Raw genomic sequence first — 18,538 nt, forward strand, 5'->3', positions numbered from 1 at the left:
AGGTCGGAGGATCGCGGAGGCTGACGGGATGGTGATCATGCGATCGGGTGCGGTGTATCTGGGCCGTCGCCCTTGACGAGCTCCGCGGCTTCGCGTACGCATCGCCTGATGTAAGCAAGTATTCCGCCGTGGACGATGAGCTGGGCTCCCTGGTCGAAGGCAGCATGGATGGCCACGGGATCGGATCGGAAGGCACCGAATGCGATTCCTCGCTGACGACACAGTGCCGCGACCTGATGCTCCGCGTCGACGACGAGGTGGTGGTTCGGTTCGCCTGCGACCCCGAAGGAGTGCGCGAGGTCTTGGTGCCCGACAACAGCAAGCCCGATCCCTGGCACCAGCATGTCGGGCAGGTTTTCCACGGCTTCGGCTGTTTCGATGACGAGGCCGAGAAGGGTCTGTTGGTTTGCCCATCTCATCGCGTGGCGCACATCAGTTACTTCTTGATAGTTCACCCCAGCCCCGCCGACCATCACCACTCCGCGGCGGCCGAGGGGGTGGTAGAAGGACAATTCGATTAGGTTGTGCACCTCTGCCGGAGTGCGCAAGTGGGGGATCAGCAATGACTGGCAGCCACCGTCAAGCAGTCGCGTTATCCATTCATACTCGACTGACGGCGGGCGAACCAATGGCGCGATGCCGGCACCGTGGGCGTGAGCGACCAAGTCCAGCACCGTTTCGGTGTTGTGAGCGTTGTGCTCGAAATCGAAGAAGACCGTATCCGCGCCCGCGGCGGCCAAGGCGTATACCGAACCTGGGTCGCGCGCTTCATTGAAACTGCATCCGAGTACCCGCTCGCCCTGTTGCAGCTTCTCCTTCAAGGTGTTCGTTCTGAGAATCATTACTGATACTGCCGATCTGAATAGTCTTGGACGTCGGGTCCGCGAAGACACGCCCGCTCACGCGGAGTGTCGCCGGAACGGCTGCGGGTAGAGGCACAAGTGCAGCCGGCCGTCTTCGCACCAGACTGGGTAATGCCTTAAGCGTGCTTCCTGCGGGCGGTATGCCCGACCATCGCGGCCCGCGAGCTTGAATCGGAGCCCGTGGCCAGGGCAGATCAGATCGCGGCCACGGACTGTCGCGTCTTCGAGCCGACGGGTTCGATGTGGGCAGCGGTTGTCGATGGCGTATAGGCGGCGTCGCACGAACAGAACCAGGATCGAGGATTGATGGCCTTCGATCTCGAGCACGACGCGGCGATCCCGATGCAGGGCAGGCAAACAATCGACCATGACGGTCCCGACATGGCAGTGGTCAACGTAGTAGGTCAGGCACGGGTGGTCGACGGTCCCGGGCAGACTTCTGCGGAGATCGGCAGTTCCTGCCCGTTGCGCACTACCGCCAAATCGTGCTGCGAAGCGGTCACATACGCGCCACATCAGGCGTGTCCTCACTAATCCTCCTGCTCGCCCGACCGCTGCACTGACGTGCAGACCGCCGAGGAACCAGTGATGGGCGCCACTCGCACCCATGGATATGTATCGTAATTCATCTAAATGAATTACGGCACTGATGTCAACAGGCCTGAGGTCGATCGCGGGCTCGACCTGGGTTCGTTTGATGCTTGACCTGCCGATTTCGCCGCCAGGGCCCTATGAACCCAGGGCGACGTCCGACGATCACAGCAACTTTCACCTCTCGGTCGCCGAGTTCGCCGGCGATCCGGTGTTGGTGCTGATCGGACATGCCGTCCGTGACATCAGCGTCGACATCTTCAACGAGGAGCGGGTTCCGAACCTCGGTGACCAGCTCGCGATCTCACACTCTCAGATCCGCGACGCGATCGCGCGCGGCAGCGCTGCCAAGGCCGAAAAGCTGATGCGCGGCCACCTCGAGGAGTACGTGACCCTGCTCGAAACGAACCATCGACTCCTGTCCGGATGGGACAAGGCGGCACAGCCCTTCGCCTACGTCACCCGATGATCAACGAGTCGAATCGGAATCCTTGGCTCACGCACCTCTGGCGGTTTCGCGGGCCTTCATGCCCGGCCGCAGGCGTGGGTCATGCGATCCGCATCCAACCTCGCCCAGCCCTCGCTCGCCCCGACGCGGGGCGATCCGCGGTCGTCATTGACAATCATGTGGGAAATCTATTTAAATAGTTTTCATCAGTGGTGGGTGCCGCCCAGCTGCTGATCGGTTGCGGCCGGGGCGAGCGCGCGCCCGCCTCCCCCGGCCCCATCTCGGGCGTGCGCCAACCAGGCACTGCGCCCACTATCACCAGGAGGTCGGCAGATGACTGCCTATTCATCCCATTCGCTCATCAAGAGCAACGGTCCTGCGGCCGGACGTCTGCAGGGAGTCAATCATCTACAGCTGATTGTCGACGATATGGACACGAGCGTTCGGTTCTATCGGGACATCTTGGGGTTGCGTCTCGTGCGGACACGGACCAAAGATAATTACCCGGTCCAGAAGCGCGGTTTCAACATGTTGAAGAACTATTTCTTCGACATGGGCAACGGCGGTCTGCTGTCACTTCTTCAAATCGAGGCGGCATCAGGATCGGCGGAGGACTCGGAGCCTGCAGTGACGGGCGTGTGGCTGTGGCCAGGTGAGCGAGTCGCACGGCACCCTCGAAAAATGGACCATCTTGCCTTCGATGTCGATAGTCACGAGGACATGGTTTGGTTTCGCGAGCACCTGATTACAAACGGTGTCGAGGTCACCAAAATCATCACTCGAGAAGACGAGCACTTTGTCGAGTCGATCTACTTCTACGACCCGAACGGCATCCCGCTCGAAATCGCTACCTTCGATAGGGCGCATCCCCGCTGGCAGGACCACGATCCGGAGATGTGGTTCTGGGACACCGATCCAGTGCCGGCTTTGCGGAGCGAGTGAGCAACTAGACGCTCGCTCGCTTCTCCCGAACCAGGAAAACCTAGCCATACCAGGGCGTACTCCGCAGCGCCCTGATCACCAACCGACTCGCTGCCGGCCTGCCTACCTTGTCAGCAGGCGGCCGGGGCAGCGAGCGGCCATGAATGGAAGATGCATGAATGGCGCGTCGATGGATCTGGGTTTGTTCCTGATCCGAGTCACCGTCGGTATCACCATGTGCGTCCACGGCATCAACAAATGCTTCGGTCCAGGTGGAATCACCGGCACTGCGTCGTGGTTCGAGAGCGTGGGCCTGAGGCCGGGCTTGCTGCATGCTAGAACAGCTGTCGTAACAGAGCTGGTGTCCGGACTTCTCGTAATGTCCGGGCTGGCGGTGCCCCTTGCCGCCGTGATGATCACCGGAACCATGGGCGTCGCCGCGTCCACCGACCACCGAGGCAAGGGGTTCTTCGTCTTCAAAGGAGGCTGGGAATATGTCGCCGTCCTGGCATTGCTCGCGATTGCGCTCGCGTCAACAGGCCCTGGCGGATGGTCGCTGGAGCGGTCGCTGGGCTGGGAGTTCCACGGCATCTTCTGGGGCTGTACCGCAGGCGTGGTCGGTGCCCTGGCTACCATCATCGCCAGTGCCTCCGCGCGGGCTCGCGAGAGAGACAATCCACACAGGTAATGGTGCACACGAGCCAATGTTCGGTCACCATCAGAGTAAAACAATTTCGGTACCGTCGGGGAATCGGATGTGTTTGATGTCGAGATATCGCAAAGACGCGACTCGAATAGAAGGAAGAAGTTTCACATGCAGGACGTTCCTCGATCAACAGCACTGATGTTGCTCGATATCACGCCGGTCACGGTTCCAGAGTTCGGAGGCGACGACGAATTTCTCAAAAGCCTGGCGGCTGTATCAGAGTTCGCGCGTAAGAGCGGGTGCGGAATCGTCTATACACGCGTAGCCTTCAATCCTGGCTTCCCGGAAGTCAGTGCCTCCAACAAGGTTTTCACATACGTCGTCAGGAACTACGACTTTCTCGAAGGATCCGACAGTACCAGGATTCATCCGAGTCTCACCGTCGAACCCGGCGACAAAGTCATCACCAAACGCCGGGTGAGTGCCTTCCACGGAACCGATCTGGAGCTGTCCCTCCGGTCCGCGGGCATCACAGATCTTGTCCTCGCCGGCGTTTCGACATCCGGCGTGGTGCTGTCCACGCTACGCCAAGCAGCCGATATGGACTTCAGTATCACGGTCCTATCGGACTGTTGCGCCGACCACGACGAGTTTGTACACCAAACCCTGCTGTCCCATGTCTTTCCAGCGCATGCCGAGGTGATCAGCTCGGCTGAGTGGATGAACAGGTCGCGATCATCCCGGGTTGAAACGCACGAGGGAACCTTGCTGCCCTAGCGTTCGTGGCTAGAGAGATCAAGGACTCGAATACGCAATCACAGCAGATCCCCTGTCAGCAGATGCTGACAGGGGATCACGATTCTACCCAACCGATAACCCTCGGCAAACAAAGCAGGGCAGCAGGAAAGAGCTCAAGTGGGCTCGTCGAGGCCGAGCACAGCGCGGGCCTGCAACCCCGATGCACCTGTCCGATCGTTGGCGGCCACCCCGGTCAAGCAGTCCAATATAGGCCGATCACGGCGGAACAGCCTATTTCAAGAAGGATGTCGATCACCGAGTATGCGAGCCTTCGGAGGCGAACAATCCGCAGGTTTCCAGATATCGATGCACGAGAATAGTATCGCAATGAAAATGAGAATAGGACCGGGGACCGGGCCGCCAGGAAACGGCAGCCTTCCTATCTTCCTGGTAGGTCAGCCGGAATCAGTATTTTTCGATCAGCAGGCCATGGCATGTGTCGTCGGCTTCCGAGCCGATGATCAACCCGGATATCCCCCCGGTGTCTTCGAGGGCGCCCAACATAGTTGCCAGCGACCGAAGGCCGGCTGCATGCGCGAGGTCACCCAGCGCGATCGCACCACCGCGTGGATTGAGGAGGTCTGGATTGATCGCGAACTCGGATTGCCACGCCAAAGCCGATGCGGCGAAGGTATCCGGTATCTCGACATGGTCCATCGACGTCACCGGAAACCTGCATGCGCTGAGCAGTGAACGTGTAACGATAGAAGGGAGGTTGCAGAATTTCTGCCGAGGACGCCTATAGACTTCGGTGAATTGACGAATTCGCGCACGCGGCGTCAGGCCCAACTCGTTCGCCCGGCGTAAACTGGTGACAAGAGCAGCTCCGGCCCCCACGGCCGTATGCGCGTAATCGCCGAGGACAACCGGCTCATTCTCCGGTATCGCGAGTTCTTCAGTGCTCCACGACCTTTTCATCAGTTCGATCTCGGTGACCCGAGGCACGCTGCACAAAATGTCGGTCGTCATTGTTCCTCCATACGCCAGCGAATGCGGGCTCGTAATGGGGACGATCTCTCGTTTGTAGTCGCCCCAGCGTGCACATTCATGAGCGCGTTCGATTGACTGACGGGCATAGTTGTCGATCTGGGTACGCGTCAATCCGTACAGGGTGACGAGCAATTCGGCGTTGGTTCGAGAATCCTCAATTCGGGAGCCGTTTCGCGTGGGCGCAAGTTGTGGGTTGCCTCTTTGACGAGAGTGGTTCACTCCGGCAACGAGGGCGACTCCACGTGGGTCGGCTTGTACACCGTTCACGGCCGTGAAGAGCGCACCGAGGCTGGATCCGGCCGAATGGAGTATGTCAAAGCCCCAGAAGCGTGATGACTCCAGGTAACCGTCGGCGCGGATTCCGGCCGCATGGATCTCGTCGATACACCCCTGGTCGATACCGGACCGTTCCGTTATGCCGTTGATGATTTCGTTCAGAAGATCGATCTCTGACAATGATGTGAGCGGGCTTGGCTGGTCGGCGGGTGACAGCGGTGTGCGGGCAGCGTCTACGATGACGATTTCTTCGGGCATGACGGTTCCTTGGGGCTACTTCTTCGATCGCTGATTCGGAATTACGGCATTCCGATCAATCTCGCCGTCTCGACAAACTGAGAAACTCTTCTCGTGTCCGCGGATCTTCTCGAAGCGCGCCGGCCAGTGAGGAGGTGACGGTGGTCGATCCTATGGCTTGTGCACCTCGCAATGTCATGCAACTGTGCTCTGCTTCGATCACCACGCCAACACCTCTTGGTGTCAGGTGCTCGTTCAGCCAGTCGGCGATCTGCTTGGTGAGACGTTCTTGTACTTGAGGCCTGCACGCGAAATACTCGACGACGCGCGCGAGCTTGGACAAGCCGAGAATTCTGTCGCCGGGTAGATATCCGACATGTGCGACGCCGAGAAACGGCAACAAGTGGTGTTCACAGATAGATCGGAACGGAATCGCTTTGGCGAGAATAAGCTCGTCATATCCGGCGTCATTGGGAAAGGTGGTGAGCTCGAATGGGCGTGGCGTGAAGAAGTCCATATACGCGTGGGCCATTCGACGTGGCGTGTTGCGTGTACCTTCCTCCTCGGTTGATATGCCGAGAGCGGCAAGAAACGCTGCCGCGGCGTCTTCTGCGGCGACGATGTCGATTCTTCGCTGATCCGAATGCAGGAGGTCCTCGAGGGGTAGTAGTGGTGACATGATCGTTCAGTCCTTGTTCTCCGAGGCAGTGATGGGGCGGTCGTGGCCGATATCGCTATCAGCGGATGCCTGTAGTTGGTGACGGCGAATCTTTCCGACACTGGTGCGCGGCAGCTCTGGCACGAAATGCCACGCCCGGGGCCGGCTCTGGGGCGGAAGGTTTTTCTCTGCCCACTCCGTAAGTCCTGCCTCTGATAGGCGGGGCGTGTGTGAGTTGGCGACCACGAAAGCGATCGGTACGACATCGCGAATCGGATCAGGGCGGGCGAGGACAGCTGCTTCGAGCACGCCGGGCGCTTGAGCGATGGTGGCTTCGATCTCGGTAAGGCTGACATTCTCACCGGCAACTTTGATCACGTCGTCGGCTCGCCCGACGAAGCGGAGGCCGCCTTCCGAATCGGAGGACACGAGGTCGGAGGTGCGAAGCCACGTTGTATTGCCATCATCAACCAAGGTTGCGGCGGTCGTAGCCGGGTCGTCCAGGTACTCGCAGAATAGGTCCTGGCCGGGGACGCCAGCGACGAGGAGCATTCCCGGTGTGCCGGTTGGCGCAGGCGAATCGGACTCGAGCTCGACCACGGCTGTGGTTCTTCCCGCGTCGGCGGGACGGCCGATGGAGTCGCAGCGCGGATTGTCACCGAGCTCGGCCGTGACTATTGCGACCGTTTCTGTCATCCCGTACAGCTGCCGCGGGACGCAGCCGGCCAACTCGGCGAATTCCGCGTAGTGGGCGGGTGCGAGGCTTTGCGCGAACCAGACGTGTTCGAGTTCGAGAGCCGGAGCGTCGGGTCGTCGGCGTGCCAGGATCATGCGAATCGGTGCTGCGAAGAGACTGGCATGGGTTGCGTTCAGCTCCTGCGCCCAGAAGGGCCATTGGGACGCGGAGAAACGTGCAGTCAAGGCTACGCTGGCGCCGACGGCGATCGCGGGTGCGAAGCAGTAGTACTGGGCGTTTGCGTGGAACAGCGGCAACGTGACCAGCCATCGGTGACGACTGGTGAGGTCAATGATCGACGACATGGTGTCGGCGACATGTGCATAGTTGTGCTGAGATAGCACGACCCCCTTGGGTTCGGACGTCGTACCGGAGGTGAACATGACCGCCAGGCGTGTGGTCGGCGAGGGTGCGGGTTCGAGCTCCACGACCCTCCAGTCGATCGCGCTGGTCAGAACTCCATCGAGCTCCAGATCCTGAGCAGTTTCGGCCAGCGCCAGTACATGGGGCACGGATGCTGCTCCGCGACGATAGATGTCGGCACGGTCGGCGGCACAGAAGCCCACAGCCGGATTGGTTCGCCGGATCTGGGATTCGATGTCTCGCGACGACGACGCCGGGTCTACCGGCACGATCCACGCCCCCACGCGCGCCGCGGCGAGCCACAGGCCGACAAATGCTGGGCAGTTACGTAACGCGATATGGATGGAGGAGCCGGGAGTGCAGCCCAATGTCACGAGGTTGGCTGCGAGACGGCCGACGATTTCATCGAATTCGGCGTAGGTCCATTGAGTGACCGTGTCGTCGTCTGCTTTGAATACAAGGAAGACTGCGTTCGGGAACAGCTGCACCGCCCGGCGCCACCGATGGTCGAACGTCACAGGATCGCTGGAAGACACGGGCGTTCCGCTTTCTGAAGGAGCTGAGATGCTGTTCGGAGGAGATGCCGGTAATTGTGATGTTGGCCGGCGGCGGTATTGACCGGTGAACCGACCGATCCTGAGACCTCGGCCCAGGACGCCGTTGTCCTTCACCGAGGACCCCTCGGCTCCTGGACACCATTGACCTGGAGCCGAGGTTCAGGATGGATCAACCGCTACGCCGGCACCGTGTATTCGGGATTGACGCCCTGTTTGGCGAGGGCTTTCGCGTAGAGTCGAGCAGGGTTCTCCCACAGGATCTGCCGACGGATCTCCTCGGAGATGTTCCCCATGACGAGTTCGATGTTCTCGTCCAGGGTGGGACGGTGATAGCCGGTCGGGTGCGGGAAGTCGGTTTCAAACAGGATGCCCCGCAGACCGAGCTTGTCGATGTGGAACTGGTCGAGTTCTTCGAACCAGAAATTCACCGACATCTGGCGCTTGAAGTAATCACTGGGAAGCATGTCCCCGAACGCGTCGTGGTGGCTCTTCGCGACACCGTTCTTTTCGAATCGCTTGTCCAGTGCCTCCAGCACGAACGGCGCCCAGCCGATGCCGCTTTCCACCGAAGCGAACTGCAGGGTGGGGAAGCGGTGCATGATGCCCGACATCAGCAGGTCGCACACGTGGTTGGCATTCGCCAGGTAGATGTGCGGTCCGTCGCGGACCACGAGAGCACCACCGGAGACGTCGTCGTCCTCGTGGCGTTCCATCAGCTGCCGGAAGTCACCGCTCGCAGTGTGGAAGCTGACCGACAGTCCGGCCTCCTCACATGCCTTCCACATCGGATCCCACTTGCGGCTACCGAGGGGCGCCTGACCGTGCTCATGCGGTGCGCCAGTGGTCACGATGCCGCCGAAGCCCGCATCGGCAAGACGTTCGATCTCGGCAACAGTCTGCTTCACGTCCCAGTAGGGAACAACCATCATGGGAATGAAGCGGCCGGGGAACTGCTCGACCCATTCCAGCTGAAAGTCGTTGTAGGCGCGCAGATGTGCGATGGCGACTTCCGGATTCGGGTGGTGAACGAACGGCTTCCAGTCGAACCCGGCGAGGTTCGGATACAGGACCTGCATCTCGAAGCCTTGCTCGTCCATGAACGCCACACGGGCCTTGGGATCGTAGGTGGCGGGGTGGGCCTCGGAGAGACGAGTCGGCCCCGAGCCGTCGTGGATCTCGCCCTTGCCCGTCCATCCCCAGTTCGCCCACTGCCAAGCAGACTTCAACGGCTGATCGCCGAAGAACCACAGATCCTGCTGCGACTTGTCGTCCCATCGCACGTGCAGGACATCGTCGCCCCACGCCTTGGGCAGCCGCTCGGTCCACAGGTCCGCCGGCTCGATGAGGTGAGTGTCGGTATCGATCACTCGGTACTTGCTAGCCATTTGATTCGCCCTCCAGTTGGTTTGGCGAATTCATTTAAATGGTTTTCACCCACCTGTGTCAAGGGTCACCTGCGTGGGAGCGCACATATGGGCGCTAGCGGGATGTTTACCCAGGTAGTCGCGGGAGTGAAGGCGCGGCCGTCGAAGGTCATAGAACGGTCTTCGAGACGTGGATGGCCGCGGTGCCGCCGAACGCCAGCTGCCGGAACGGGCTTGCATAGAACTTGCTGTCGGCCGTTCAGTGTCGGCAATGCCGGTATCGGCCCGCGGTCCCGTGCCTTCAGCAGCGGTCGGGGTGCCCGCGTAAGTGCAGCGGTGGAGCGCAGTTGGACCATCCACAACGGCCCACCGTGCATGAACTCGACGCCGACAGGGGCGTTCAGCGGTGCTGGAAGCGACCGCGATGAAGCTTTAGAAACAGGGTGTGGCGTGTTGGTTCTACGCCCTTACGGAGTGGCCGGCAAGCTCGAGATCAGCACCTACGGTGAGGGAACGTGAATATTGGTTCTGGCCCACTTTCGATGAACTTGGGTGTGCCGATCTGGTTGGGGCACAGCGATTTCCGATAGACCTTGTCCGTGGTCGTGCGTGGTGTCGTGGAGTCTGCGTTCGGGTAGTGGCGGGCGTACGTGTCGAGGGAGTCGACACGAACGGCCGTACGATCCGTCCGGACGCGTACGGCAGTGCGGACTTGGCTGCGTGATCCGTCTGCGGCAACGTCTCCGCGCGTGTGAACGGTCGTACGTTCGCCAGCTCGCTGATCGCAGCATTGGCGGCCTGGCGGCGTGTATCCGATTGCGGGCGAGGCGATTTCGGTGCGCGGCGCTGGATTGTCGATGCTAGATATTCGCTGAGCAGATCACCAGGTTGCCGGGACCAGCCCCGCAGTAGTCGGTTGACCGGTCTGCTGACCACAGTCACGTTCTGGGTCGCCGCGCGGGAGAGCGGCTCAGCGGCCACCTCGCCGCTGAGATATCCCGCTCTACGCCGCTGAGGTTGATCCGGCGGCTGCCGACTGCGGGTGCGCTGCCTGCTGTCGGCGTCGACGACTTCGCGATCAGCAAGGTCATGTCTATGTCATTGATCATCGACTTGGCCACTCCTCGACCGGTCTGTCGGCAGCGCGTGAATACTGGATCTGGCACAAATTTCGTGATCCGATCGACCGGGTTGTTCACTCGCTCAACAGGATTCGCTTGCGGAGCAGGTCAGTTTTCGCGCGGCCGAACATCTGGCGCTTGAGCATCTTGATGCGGTTGACATGGCCTTCGACCGTTCCGCTGCTCCAGGACATGGTCAGACCAGCGGTGACCGCGTCCTGATCGCGGCGCAAGCCCCGCACGAACGAGTGCAGCCCGGGCTGGTCGTCGGCATCGACGGCGGCCATCCACCGTTCGAGATCCCCACCGCGCCGTTGGCCCATGATGTCGGCGAACGCGCGGACGTACCCGGTCAGCGCAGCCAATTCCGGGCTGACTGCCAGGATCGCGTCGAGACTCGTCCGATGCTCGGCAGCGAGGGTGTCGGGGTTGGCCATGATCCAGGCGACGACTTTGCGGACGGACGGCGGCTTGGGCGGCGCGACCGGGACGTGTGTGACGGCGCGGAAGGGCTGCAGGTAGTTGCGCACCAACTTCTCACTGCCTTGATAGCCGCGAGCCTTGATCTCCTCGAACAGCTGGGTTGCGTTGGTGCACCCCTCGTTCCACCGCCGATGCAGCTCGGGCTTGTATGCCTCAAGGATGCTGACTCGGAATCCGAGGCGGTTGTTGACCAGTAGCTCGTCGACCGACTCGGCGCGGGCGAAGCGGCGTGTGGTGCCGCGGGACAGGCCCAGCTCACGGCTGATCGCCAGGATGCTCGTGCCCTGGTCTAGCAGGGTATGGACCTGGGCCCAGCGCTGGCGGGTGCGCACCGCGGTGCGATCCTGCCGTTCGCCGCGCGGGACCGGCCCAGGGAGTATTTCGGCGGCAATCGCGGCGATGTCGGGCCTGTCCTGTGGTTCGGGGGCGGTGATCGCGGCGGGCAGGCTGGCGCGGTGGCGTGCCACGGTGCGTTCGACCGCTTCGCCGAGGTTGTGCCAGATATGCCAGCGATCGGCGACCTGTACTGCGTTCGGCGCTCCGGCGGCGGCGCCTTCGGCGTAAGCGCCGGCGCGGTCGCGGCAGACGATCTCCACGCCCGAGTGGGCACGCAGCCAGGCTGTGAGGGTGTCGGCGGTCCGGTCGTCCAGGACCTCGATCGGGCGGCGGGTCTGCATGTCGATCAGGATCGTGCCGTAATGATGCCCGCGGCGCAGGGCGAAGTCGTCCACGCCCAGCACCCGCGGGACCGGGGGCTGAGGATCGGGCAAGGCCCGGATCTGGCGCAGCAACGTCATCCGGCTCACCGTCGCGGCCAGCTGCCGGGTCAGCCGCGCTCCCGCGCGACCGCCCAGCGCCAGCCCGACCGCGCACAACACGCGCTGCAGAATCAAGGTACGGCGAGCATGCCTGGCCGCCAGTTGCGGCACCTGCTCGGCGAAAGTTGTTTTCCCGCAATCGGAATTGCCGCAGAACAGCCTGCGGACCTGTAACCCGATCACGACTTCGCGGCCGGTGATCGAGGTATCGGACAACCGTCGCCGGTATCGGCTGTGGACCCGCGCGGACCGTGCCCCGCAGCCGGGACACTCGGCCGGTCCGTCACCGGTGGCAGCCTCGATCCGCACCGTCGAACCCGCCGCGCGGATGACCTCGATCCGCAGACCGTCCAGGTGCGGGAACAGGACCCTCATCGCTCCAAGATCAGAACACCCGCGACATAATGAACTATCAACCGCCCCTTCACATCCCGAACGGGTCAATCACCAAGTCTGTGCCAGATCCAGGATTGGCGTTCCGTTGACACGGTCGACCAGATCGACCGAATCCTTGGCCACCTGGCTGCGTGAGCATCCCGAAATTCGGGTCGTATGTCGTGACCGCCGTGGCCCCTACGCCGAAGGCTCCCGCACGCGCTCGGCCTCACCCTCGGATGGAGCAGCGGCATCATCGAGCGAACGTCACCTCAGGTGAGGCGCTCCGGACGGCTCACGTCCGTCGCCCCAGGGTATCTACGACCAAGCCGCACCTGAAATCGCGATCGCGTTGTATCACGGCGCTCGTAGGTCTGGGTCGATCCATGTACAGGAGACCGAAACCACAGGTCGAAGGCGCAATGGGATACAGATTCAACGGAAGGTCTGGGTCGGTCGCCCAGCCGCTGCATCGACGTAGTCCTGCCTGATCGGATGGAATGCCTCAATGAATACGGCTCCCTCAGAGCCGACGTGCAGGCCGTGAGCGACGCCACTGGGCACCACATACGCTGACGACGTATGGAGCGCGTACTCGTTCCGACCAAGCTGCACTGTGGCATCTCCGTGGAGGAGCAGACCGATCTGCTCCTGAGGATGTGTGTGCACAGGAACCACGGCGCCTGGGGCAAATCTCACGATCGTCAACTGCAGACGATCACCGAACACGGCCTGTCCGGACATTCCCGGCAGCGGAGTGAATTCAGGGATCTCGGAAACCTCGTACACTCCGCCGTCAGACATCGATCGACCCGTTCATCTCGAGGACGATCTTGCCCAGCCCGCGGCTGCCCGCGAGATGCCGGTATGCCTGTTCGACCTCGGTCCAGGCCATTGTTCGCTCTACTGTCGGCCGTAGGGCAAGGGCGGGTGAGATGCCGTTATCCGCAGGTGCGAGCAGTAGCTGGCGTACTCCTTCGGCTATTGCTCGCCGCTGATCGAGATCTCGCGTTCGGAAGGTCACGCCGATAATCTCAAGTCGCTTGTAGGCAAGTGCTTCCATGTTGATGCGGCCGTCGGCTCCGGCCAGGCGCCCTATGCCGATGATCCGACCACCCAGAGCCGCAGCAGCGATGTTGTCCTCCAAGTACGGTCCGCCAGCGAAGTCCAAAACGATGTCGATCCCGAGGTTGTGAGTCAGGTCCTGAACGCGCTCGGCCCAGCCGGGCCCATCGACGACGATCAACTCGTCCATTCCGAGCGCGCGCAAAGCATCTACCTCCCGGCGCGCACGAGCGGTTCCCACAATCCTGCCCGCACCGAGGTGCTTTGCCAGCTGGATGCATTGAATTCCCACGGCCGAGGTCGCCCCGTGCACCAGAACCGACTCCCCAGTCGTCATGCGCGCAGCTGTCATCAACGCGTTCTGGGCGGTCATCAGCCCGACAATCGCTGCGGAACCTTCGATGTAACTCCATTCGGGTGGAATTCGAACAGCGGTTCCCTCGTCTACGACCACACGCTCCGACAGCCCACCCGAGACCATCATCATCACGCGGTCGCCCACTGCGACATCAGTAACGCCACGTCCTGCCTCGACCACTTCGCCGGCTGCGTCCAGCCCTGCCAATCCGGAGATATCAGCCGTGTGAGTGCCGGCCCGTACCGCGAGATCAGCGCGATTCAGCGAGGCAGCACGCACCGCGACCCTGATCTGGCCATCGCCCAATTCCGGCTCGTCGATGCATCGGAACTCGAGACCATGCGATCGCTGATCGATCACTATCGCTCGCATCGGTGGTTAACCTCCTTGGGACCCAGCATCAAACGAACAGACCGGCGGAGACAAGGACCGCAGGGACCTCTGCCGAGATTTGCTCCCGGCCTCGCCCGTGAGCACCGGCCTCACGCGTCAGCGTGTCGGGCACCAGCAGCAACCGACACGCGAAGTCCGACACTTTGAGCTCGGTCGACATCGTTGTAAGACCATTGAAACTATATATATAGTTTGCGATCGTCAAGATTCTTTTCGCACCTGGCGGGCTAATCGTTGACGAGGGGGCGCCGAGCCATCGTCGCGAGACTGGAACGGAGATACTGCCGGTTCGGCTTCGAGCACCCCGCCGCGGCCTTGATGCTGGAGCGAACTCAGATCTCGGATACGGGTTCCACCAGATGCAATCGGCAGCATGGGCAGCTACGACGACAGCAGGGCGCCCCGACGCGAGCGCGGACATGCACAATCTGCCGGAGCAGCAATATCCGCCGCTTGCCGGGTGCGATTCCCGCACGTGATCGGCAGCGTCCTTGTCGCGCAAGCGAAGCTGCCGCAGAACAACCGCCCGACCGGAACCACGATATTGGCTTTCTGGTCGGCGATCATCGTGCCTGACTGCCGCCGAGCGTGGCTGCTGTAGGCAGGTCACGATCGCGCCGTGCAGCCGACAGCGCGAACCCTATCGGATCACAAACCCCAGATACGGCAATAAACCCCCCAGACACACCATGGCCGCGAGTCAGTCAACAGGCGAACCATCAAGCGCCGCAGTACATCCCGATCAGAGCAATCATCAATTGGCCAAGGCTAGATTTCGTCCGGATTGACACACCCGCCCGCCGAGACGACTCTGGCTCAGCCCCAATCGATGATCTGGTTGAGCAGATGCGGATAGTTCGTTTCGAGCAGGGTCACGTACTCCTCGAGGTGGCCGCGCATCAGCTTTTCGGCCTTGGCAGCGCTGCCGCGCGCGATCGCGTCGCGGATCTGAGAGTGTGAGATCGCGAGCTGGTCACCGAGGCTCGGAACCCGCTCCTCGTTGAAGATGTCGACGGTGATGTCACGGACGGCATGTCCGATCAGCACCAACACCGGATCGCCGGCGAACTCGGCGACCGAGAGGTGAAAGTTGCTGTGATCGTCGGCCACGCTGCTGTTTTCCGCGGCATTGTCCAGCTCCGTCCATGGCGTCCCCGCGCTGACCGCCTCGGCGGCGAGTCGCGCCATTAGGGGCTCCAGATGCAGTCGAGTCTTCAGCAGGTCGCGCAGCGTCAAACCCAAGAGGTGAAAGTACAGCGACGATGAAGTGGCGAACTGCTCGCCCGCAATCCGATTCACGATAGCCCCTCCGCCAGGGCCGGGCTTGAGCGTGATCACCCCATGCACCTCAAGCATCCTCAATGCCTCGCGCAGCGACGGGCGGCTGACCTTGTACTTCTTCAGCAACTCGCTCTCGGCGGGAAGCCGATCCAGCTCCCGGGCCGTGATGTCTCGGACGATATCCCCCGCCACCACCCGCGCGGTCTTCCCACCCACAACTTTCATAACATCATCGTAGCAATGTGACATCACGGCGACGGCTCCCTTGCTGAGCCAACTGCAACCGCGAAAATGACGCTCGATCCGAAGAATCGGCAGGTCAGGCCAGTCGTAGACAAAGGCTTCGGGGTACGGAAGCCACTTCCCTCGTGCATCTAGTGACATAGATCATTTATATGGTTTCACTTAGCCCTTCCACCCTATCGGGTTGACAGTCAGGTACTCACGTCCCAGTGGACGAGGACCAGCAGGAAACGAGCCCGGGCGCCAGGCCGGGCCAACATGCGCGCACTCGCCGGCGGTCCAGCGAGCGCGCGCCACGGTAAGCCTCAGCCGAGGCGAGGCCAGTCGGCGGTCCGAGTCAATACCTCAAAGGATGCGACGGTGAGGATGTCGGCGTGCAGGGGCAGTACATCGCGGAGCAGGAGTTCATGGAGTTCTGCGTTGCCGTCCGCGCACGCGTCGCCAACGACAATGATTCGATAGTCACGGTCAGCGGCGTCGCGGACAGTGGAGAGCACGACGCCACTGGTGAACATCCCAGCCAACACAAGGGTGTCGATCCCGCGCTCGCGCAGCGATTGATCCAACGACGTGGTATTGAAGGCACTCACGCGCGTCTTGGTGACAACATGCCCACAGCCGCCGTCCTGTAGCGACCAATGGACCTCAGTCCCAGGGTCGCCGAGACCCAGAGCCCTACGGGCAGCGAGTGGGGCGAACACCTTGTTATGCAGCGGGATTGCAGCATGCTCGTCCGGGGTGAACGCCACCCGGATCTGCACCTGGTGGATACCCGCACGCAGCGCGGCGCGCTGCGTGCGCCGCACTTGCGCCAGCAACACCTCCGGTTGCGTCAAGCCATCGAGTAACGAGGCCTGAAAGTCCATGAGCAGCAGCGCGGTTCGGGCAGCGTCAAAGGTCGTGAATTGATCCGACAAGAACCCTCCTTCATCGAGCGGCGCCGCTCACCCGAACGGTGGGTGAGCGGCGCCACTCTTTTAGTATAGCGTTAAATATTCCAGCGCTGTAATATCGAACTCGATGGGAACCCCTCTGCCGGTCGACGCCGATCGGGAGAGGGCAGCGCCACCTCGATGTGGAACCGGGCTCTCCGGAGTCGATCGACCGCACAGAGAGGTCTGGATCACAAGCAGGCTCCAAACCCGAGCGGGCACATCGGGTGTCACGTGACATCGCAGCTTTACCTGCGGGGCCATCGTGTGGAGCTCGTCCAGCGAGCATCAGATCGACGCGACGCCAATTCAGCGGCAGGAGCCCGATCGCAGCGCCAGGTGGGTTCCTCGTTGCCGCCGGCTTGCCCCGCGGCGAGGCGACGGCCCACAAGAGGAGGGCACAGACGGATGGAGGAGGTCCGAGACTTATGACGACCCGAGCAATCAACCCTGATGCTTTCGCACGAAAGGGTGCTGAACGAAGGGGACAAGTTCAAGTACAGGCCATTGCCGGACTCGGCGGCTTCCTGTCGGCGATCAACAACTCGATCATGGCTGTAGCGCTGCCGACCGTGAGCCGTCACTTTCATGCCACCGCCAGCGCGGCCTCATGGATCGCCTTGTCCTACATGATGGTGGCAACAGTGCTGGTGCTCGTATTCGGCCGGGTGACCGACATGCTCGGGCGCCGACGCATGTACCTCGGCGGGGTCGGGCTGCTGACGCTGGGAAGTGCGCTGGCCGGGCTGGCGCCCAACGTGGGTGTGCTGATTTGCTGCATCTGCCTGGAGGGCGTCGGCGCAGCCGCTCTGCTGTGCAATATTACGGCGTTGATCACCGATGCTTTCCCTGTCGGAAAGCTGTCCACTGCGCTCGGTATCAACGCCACAATCGCCGCGGTTGCACAGGTCCTGGGTCCGGTCATCGGCGGTGTGCTGGCCTCAGAACTGGGCTGGCGGGCCGTGTTCTGGTTCAACGTGCCAATCGGGCTGATCGGACTGCTCTGGGCATGGCGAAGCCTCAGCCCGACGCCGGCGCATGCTCACGGTGAATCCTTCGACTACTCCGGCGCGGTGTTGTCAGCACTCGGACTGGGTGGGTTGATTCTGGCGCTTTCCGAAGGCGGCACAGCCGGATGGACAAGCGTGCCCGTGCTGCTCGGACTGGTGCTGTTCGTAGTCTGCACACCGGCGTTCTTGATCCTGCAGACACGCCGCCAGCACCCGCTGTTCGATCTGTCGTTGTTCGGCGATCAAGCGCGGAACCTGGCGTACCTGTCACTGTTCCTCATTGCCATGGCCTACTACGCAGTCGTCCTGCTGATGTCGCTCTACCTTCAAGCAGCACTCGGAATGGCAGCCGACCAAGCTGGCTTCCGCGTCCTCTTTGTTGCAGTCGGCATGGCTATCGCGTCCCCGATTGCCGGGCGCCTTCAGGCACGGTTCACTGCTCGCACGCTCGCCAGTGCCGGGCTAGCAGCCACCGCACTCGCCTTGCTGATGTTGGCGATCCTTATCAATCCTCGGCTAAACGACGCGGCCCTGGGTGCATGTCTGTTGGTGATCGGTGCTGGCGCTGGATTCTTCATGACACCCAACACCAGCGCGATTATGAGCTCGGTAAGCGCGGACCGGCGTGGCATCGCAAACGGCTTTCGCCAAGCAGTCCAGAACGCCGGGTGGACTCTTTCCACAGCGCTGTCCCTTACGATCGTGACCATCAGCCTGCCGGGCCCGCTGAAGAAAGCGGCCTACGCCGGCAATGTCGGCACCCTGGACCAGCACACCTTGCAAGGCCTCACCGCCGGATATCGCTGGGCTCTAGTGATCCTCGGCATCGTCTGCATTGCAGGCCTCATCGCATCCCTCGCCCGCCGGAACCCGGCGACAGCATGAGAGCTGCAGGAAGAGCACAGAACTCGGTCATGCGAGGTCACTTTGCTACCGAATCGGCTGATTACGCCCCGATCGACAAGATGATCGCGCGCGATCAACCAATCTTTCTCCGCTGCTCACGTGCCA

17 protein-coding genes are annotated in these 18,538 nt (G+C 61.9%); 6 read left to right on the forward strand and 11 right to left on the reverse strand.

Annotated features, from left to right (window positions below; all coding sequences use genetic code 11):
* Positions 1-35: 35 nt before the first annotated feature.
* Together ABZV44_RS33095 and ABZV44_RS33100 are read right to left on the reverse strand one after the other, a co-directional pair.
* A complete protein-coding gene (locus ABZV44_RS33095) occupies positions 36-821 on the reverse strand; it encodes an aldolase/citrate lyase family protein (protein WP_354845065.1) in 786 nt (261 codons plus the stop codon).
* A gap of 78 nt (positions 822-899) precedes the next feature.
* The gene (locus ABZV44_RS33100) at positions 900-1,472 is read right to left on the reverse strand and encodes a Rieske 2Fe-2S domain-containing protein (protein ID WP_354845067.1); all 573 of its coding nucleotides are present in this window, start codon (positions 1,470-1,472) and stop codon (positions 900-902) included.
* Positions 1,473-1,560: 88 nt separating this feature from the next.
* On the opposite strand from ABZV44_RS33100, the gene ABZV44_RS33105 reads away from it, so the two are divergent.
* The 4 genes from ABZV44_RS33105 (at position 1,561) to ABZV44_RS33120 (ending at position 4,246) form a co-directional block, all read left to right on the forward strand.
* A complete protein-coding gene (locus tag ABZV44_RS33105; RefSeq protein WP_354845070.1) occupies positions 1,561-1,923 on the forward strand; it encodes an FCD domain-containing protein in 363 nt (120 codons plus the stop codon).
* A gap of 312 nt (positions 1,924-2,235) precedes the next feature.
* Positions 2,236-2,844 (forward strand): VOC family protein, encoded by a 609-nt coding sequence (locus ABZV44_RS33110; protein ID WP_354845073.1) that lies wholly within the window; start codon positions 2,236-2,238, stop codon positions 2,842-2,844.
* A 154-nt stretch (positions 2,845-2,998) separates the two neighbouring features.
* A complete protein-coding gene (locus ABZV44_RS33115) occupies positions 2,999-3,511 on the forward strand; it encodes a DoxX family protein (protein WP_354845076.1) in 513 nt (170 codons plus the stop codon).
* Between the two features lie 126 nt (positions 3,512-3,637).
* A complete protein-coding gene (locus ABZV44_RS33120) occupies positions 3,638-4,246 on the forward strand; it encodes an isochorismatase family cysteine hydrolase (protein WP_354845079.1) in 609 nt (202 codons plus the stop codon).
* Between the two features lie 426 nt (positions 4,247-4,672).
* On the opposite strand, the gene ABZV44_RS33125 is transcribed toward ABZV44_RS33120, so the two are convergent.
* The 7 genes from ABZV44_RS33125 to ABZV44_RS33155 all read right to left on the reverse strand — a co-directional run bounded on the left by ABZV44_RS33125 (position 4,673) and on the right by ABZV44_RS33155 (position 14,040).
* A complete protein-coding gene (locus tag ABZV44_RS33125; RefSeq protein WP_354845082.1) occupies positions 4,673-5,791 on the reverse strand; it encodes a hypothetical protein in 1,119 nt (372 codons plus the stop codon).
* Positions 5,792-5,846: 55 nt separating this feature from the next.
* Complete coding sequence (folE, locus tag ABZV44_RS33130) at positions 5,847-6,449, reverse strand: GTP cyclohydrolase I FolE (RefSeq protein ID WP_354845085.1); 603 nt, start codon at positions 6,447-6,449, stop codon at positions 5,847-5,849.
* Positions 6,450-6,455: 6 nt separating this feature from the next.
* Positions 6,456-8,063, reverse strand: a complete 1,608-nt coding sequence (locus ABZV44_RS33135; RefSeq protein ID WP_354845088.1) for an AMP-binding protein — start codon at positions 8,061-8,063, stop codon at positions 6,456-6,458.
* Positions 8,064-8,260: 197 nt separating this feature from the next.
* A complete protein-coding gene (locus ABZV44_RS33140; RefSeq protein ID WP_354845091.1) occupies positions 8,261-9,469 on the reverse strand; it encodes an amidohydrolase family protein in 1,209 nt (402 codons plus the stop codon).
* Positions 9,470-10,643: 1,174 nt separating this feature from the next.
* Complete coding sequence (locus ABZV44_RS33145) at positions 10,644-12,314, reverse strand: ISL3 family transposase (protein WP_354845094.1); 1,671 nt, start codon at positions 12,312-12,314, stop codon at positions 10,644-10,646.
* A 366-nt stretch (positions 12,315-12,680) separates the two neighbouring features.
* A complete protein-coding gene (locus tag ABZV44_RS33150) occupies positions 12,681-13,049 on the reverse strand; it encodes a cupin domain-containing protein (RefSeq protein ID WP_354845097.1) in 369 nt (122 codons plus the stop codon).
* Positions 13,042-14,040, reverse strand: coding sequence for a zinc-binding dehydrogenase (locus ABZV44_RS33155; protein WP_354845100.1), 999 nt, complete (start codon positions 14,038-14,040; stop codon positions 13,042-13,044). Before ABZV44_RS33155 ends, ABZV44_RS33150 begins: the two co-directional genes overlap by 8 nt.
* A gap of 394 nt (positions 14,041-14,434) precedes the next feature.
* Here ABZV44_RS33155 and ABZV44_RS33160 point away from each other — a divergent pair, with 394 nt between their 5' ends.
* Complete coding sequence (locus ABZV44_RS33160; protein WP_354845103.1) at positions 14,435-14,662, forward strand: hypothetical protein; 228 nt, start codon at positions 14,435-14,437, stop codon at positions 14,660-14,662.
* 215 nt (positions 14,663-14,877) lie between these two features.
* Here ABZV44_RS33160 and ABZV44_RS33165 read toward each other — a convergent pair whose 3' ends face one another.
* Together ABZV44_RS33165 and ABZV44_RS33170 are read right to left on the reverse strand one after the other, a co-directional pair.
* Positions 14,878-15,567: a GntR family transcriptional regulator gene (locus ABZV44_RS33165; RefSeq protein WP_354845106.1), complete on the reverse strand. Its 690-nt coding sequence runs from the start codon at positions 15,565-15,567 to the stop codon at positions 14,878-14,880.
* Between the two features lie 323 nt (positions 15,568-15,890).
* The gene (locus ABZV44_RS33170; RefSeq protein ID WP_354845109.1) at positions 15,891-16,502 is read right to left on the reverse strand and encodes a cysteine hydrolase; all 612 of its coding nucleotides are present in this window, start codon (positions 16,500-16,502) and stop codon (positions 15,891-15,893) included.
* Positions 16,503-16,945: 443 nt separating this feature from the next.
* On the opposite strand from ABZV44_RS33170, the gene ABZV44_RS33175 reads away from it, so the two are divergent.
* Positions 16,946-18,412 carry an MFS transporter gene (locus ABZV44_RS33175; RefSeq protein WP_354845112.1) on the forward strand — a complete coding sequence of 489 codons (1,467 nt, stop codon included), beginning with the start codon at positions 16,946-16,948 and terminating at the stop codon, positions 18,410-18,412.
* The last annotated feature ends 126 nt before the right edge of the window (positions 18,413-18,538 follow it).

Origin of the sequence: Nocardia sp. NPDC004860, assembly GCF_040609015.1 — a bacterium.
Classification (GTDB): Bacteria; Actinomycetota; Actinomycetes; order Mycobacteriales; family Mycobacteriaceae; genus Nocardia.

Excerpts from the sequence above, each read along its gene's own strand:
- ABZV44_RS33110 (WP_354845073.1), top strand. The coding sequence starts at position 2,236 with ATGACTGCCTATTCATCCCATTCGCTCATCAAGAGCAACGGTCCTGCG.
- ABZV44_RS33175 (WP_354845112.1), top strand. The coding sequence starts at position 16,946 with ATGACGACCCGAGCAATCAACCCTGATGCTTTCGCACGAAAGGGTGCT.
- ABZV44_RS33150 (WP_354845097.1), bottom strand. The coding sequence starts at position 13,049 with ATGTCTGACGGCGGAGTGTACGAGGTTTCCGAGATCCCTGAATTCACT.
- ABZV44_RS33125 (WP_354845082.1), bottom strand. The coding sequence starts at position 5,791 with ATGCCCGAAGAAATCGTCATCGTAGACGCTGCCCGCACACCGCTGTCA.
- ABZV44_RS33120 (WP_354845079.1), top strand. The coding sequence starts at position 3,638 with ATGCAGGACGTTCCTCGATCAACAGCACTGATGTTGCTCGATATCACG.
- ABZV44_RS33100 (WP_354845067.1), bottom strand. The coding sequence starts at position 1,472 with ATGGGTGCGAGTGGCGCCCATCACTGGTTCCTCGGCGGTCTGCACGTC.
- ABZV44_RS33160 (WP_354845103.1), top strand. The coding sequence starts at position 14,435 with ATGGGCAGCTACGACGACAGCAGGGCGCCCCGACGCGAGCGCGGACAT.
- ABZV44_RS33155 (WP_354845100.1), bottom strand. The coding sequence starts at position 14,040 with ATGCGAGCGATAGTGATCGATCAGCGATCGCATGGTCTCGAGTTCCGA.
- ABZV44_RS33105 (WP_354845070.1), top strand. The coding sequence starts at position 1,561 with ATGCTTGACCTGCCGATTTCGCCGCCAGGGCCCTATGAACCCAGGGCG.
- folE (WP_354845085.1), bottom strand. The coding sequence starts at position 6,449 with ATGTCACCACTACTACCCCTCGAGGACCTCCTGCATTCGGATCAGCGA.
- ABZV44_RS33115 (WP_354845076.1), top strand. The coding sequence starts at position 2,999 with ATGAATGGCGCGTCGATGGATCTGGGTTTGTTCCTGATCCGAGTCACC.
- ABZV44_RS33140 (WP_354845091.1), bottom strand. The coding sequence starts at position 9,469 with ATGGCTAGCAAGTACCGAGTGATCGATACCGACACTCACCTCATCGAG.
- ABZV44_RS33165 (WP_354845106.1), bottom strand. The coding sequence starts at position 15,567 with ATGAAAGTTGTGGGTGGGAAGACCGCGCGGGTGGTGGCGGGGGATATC.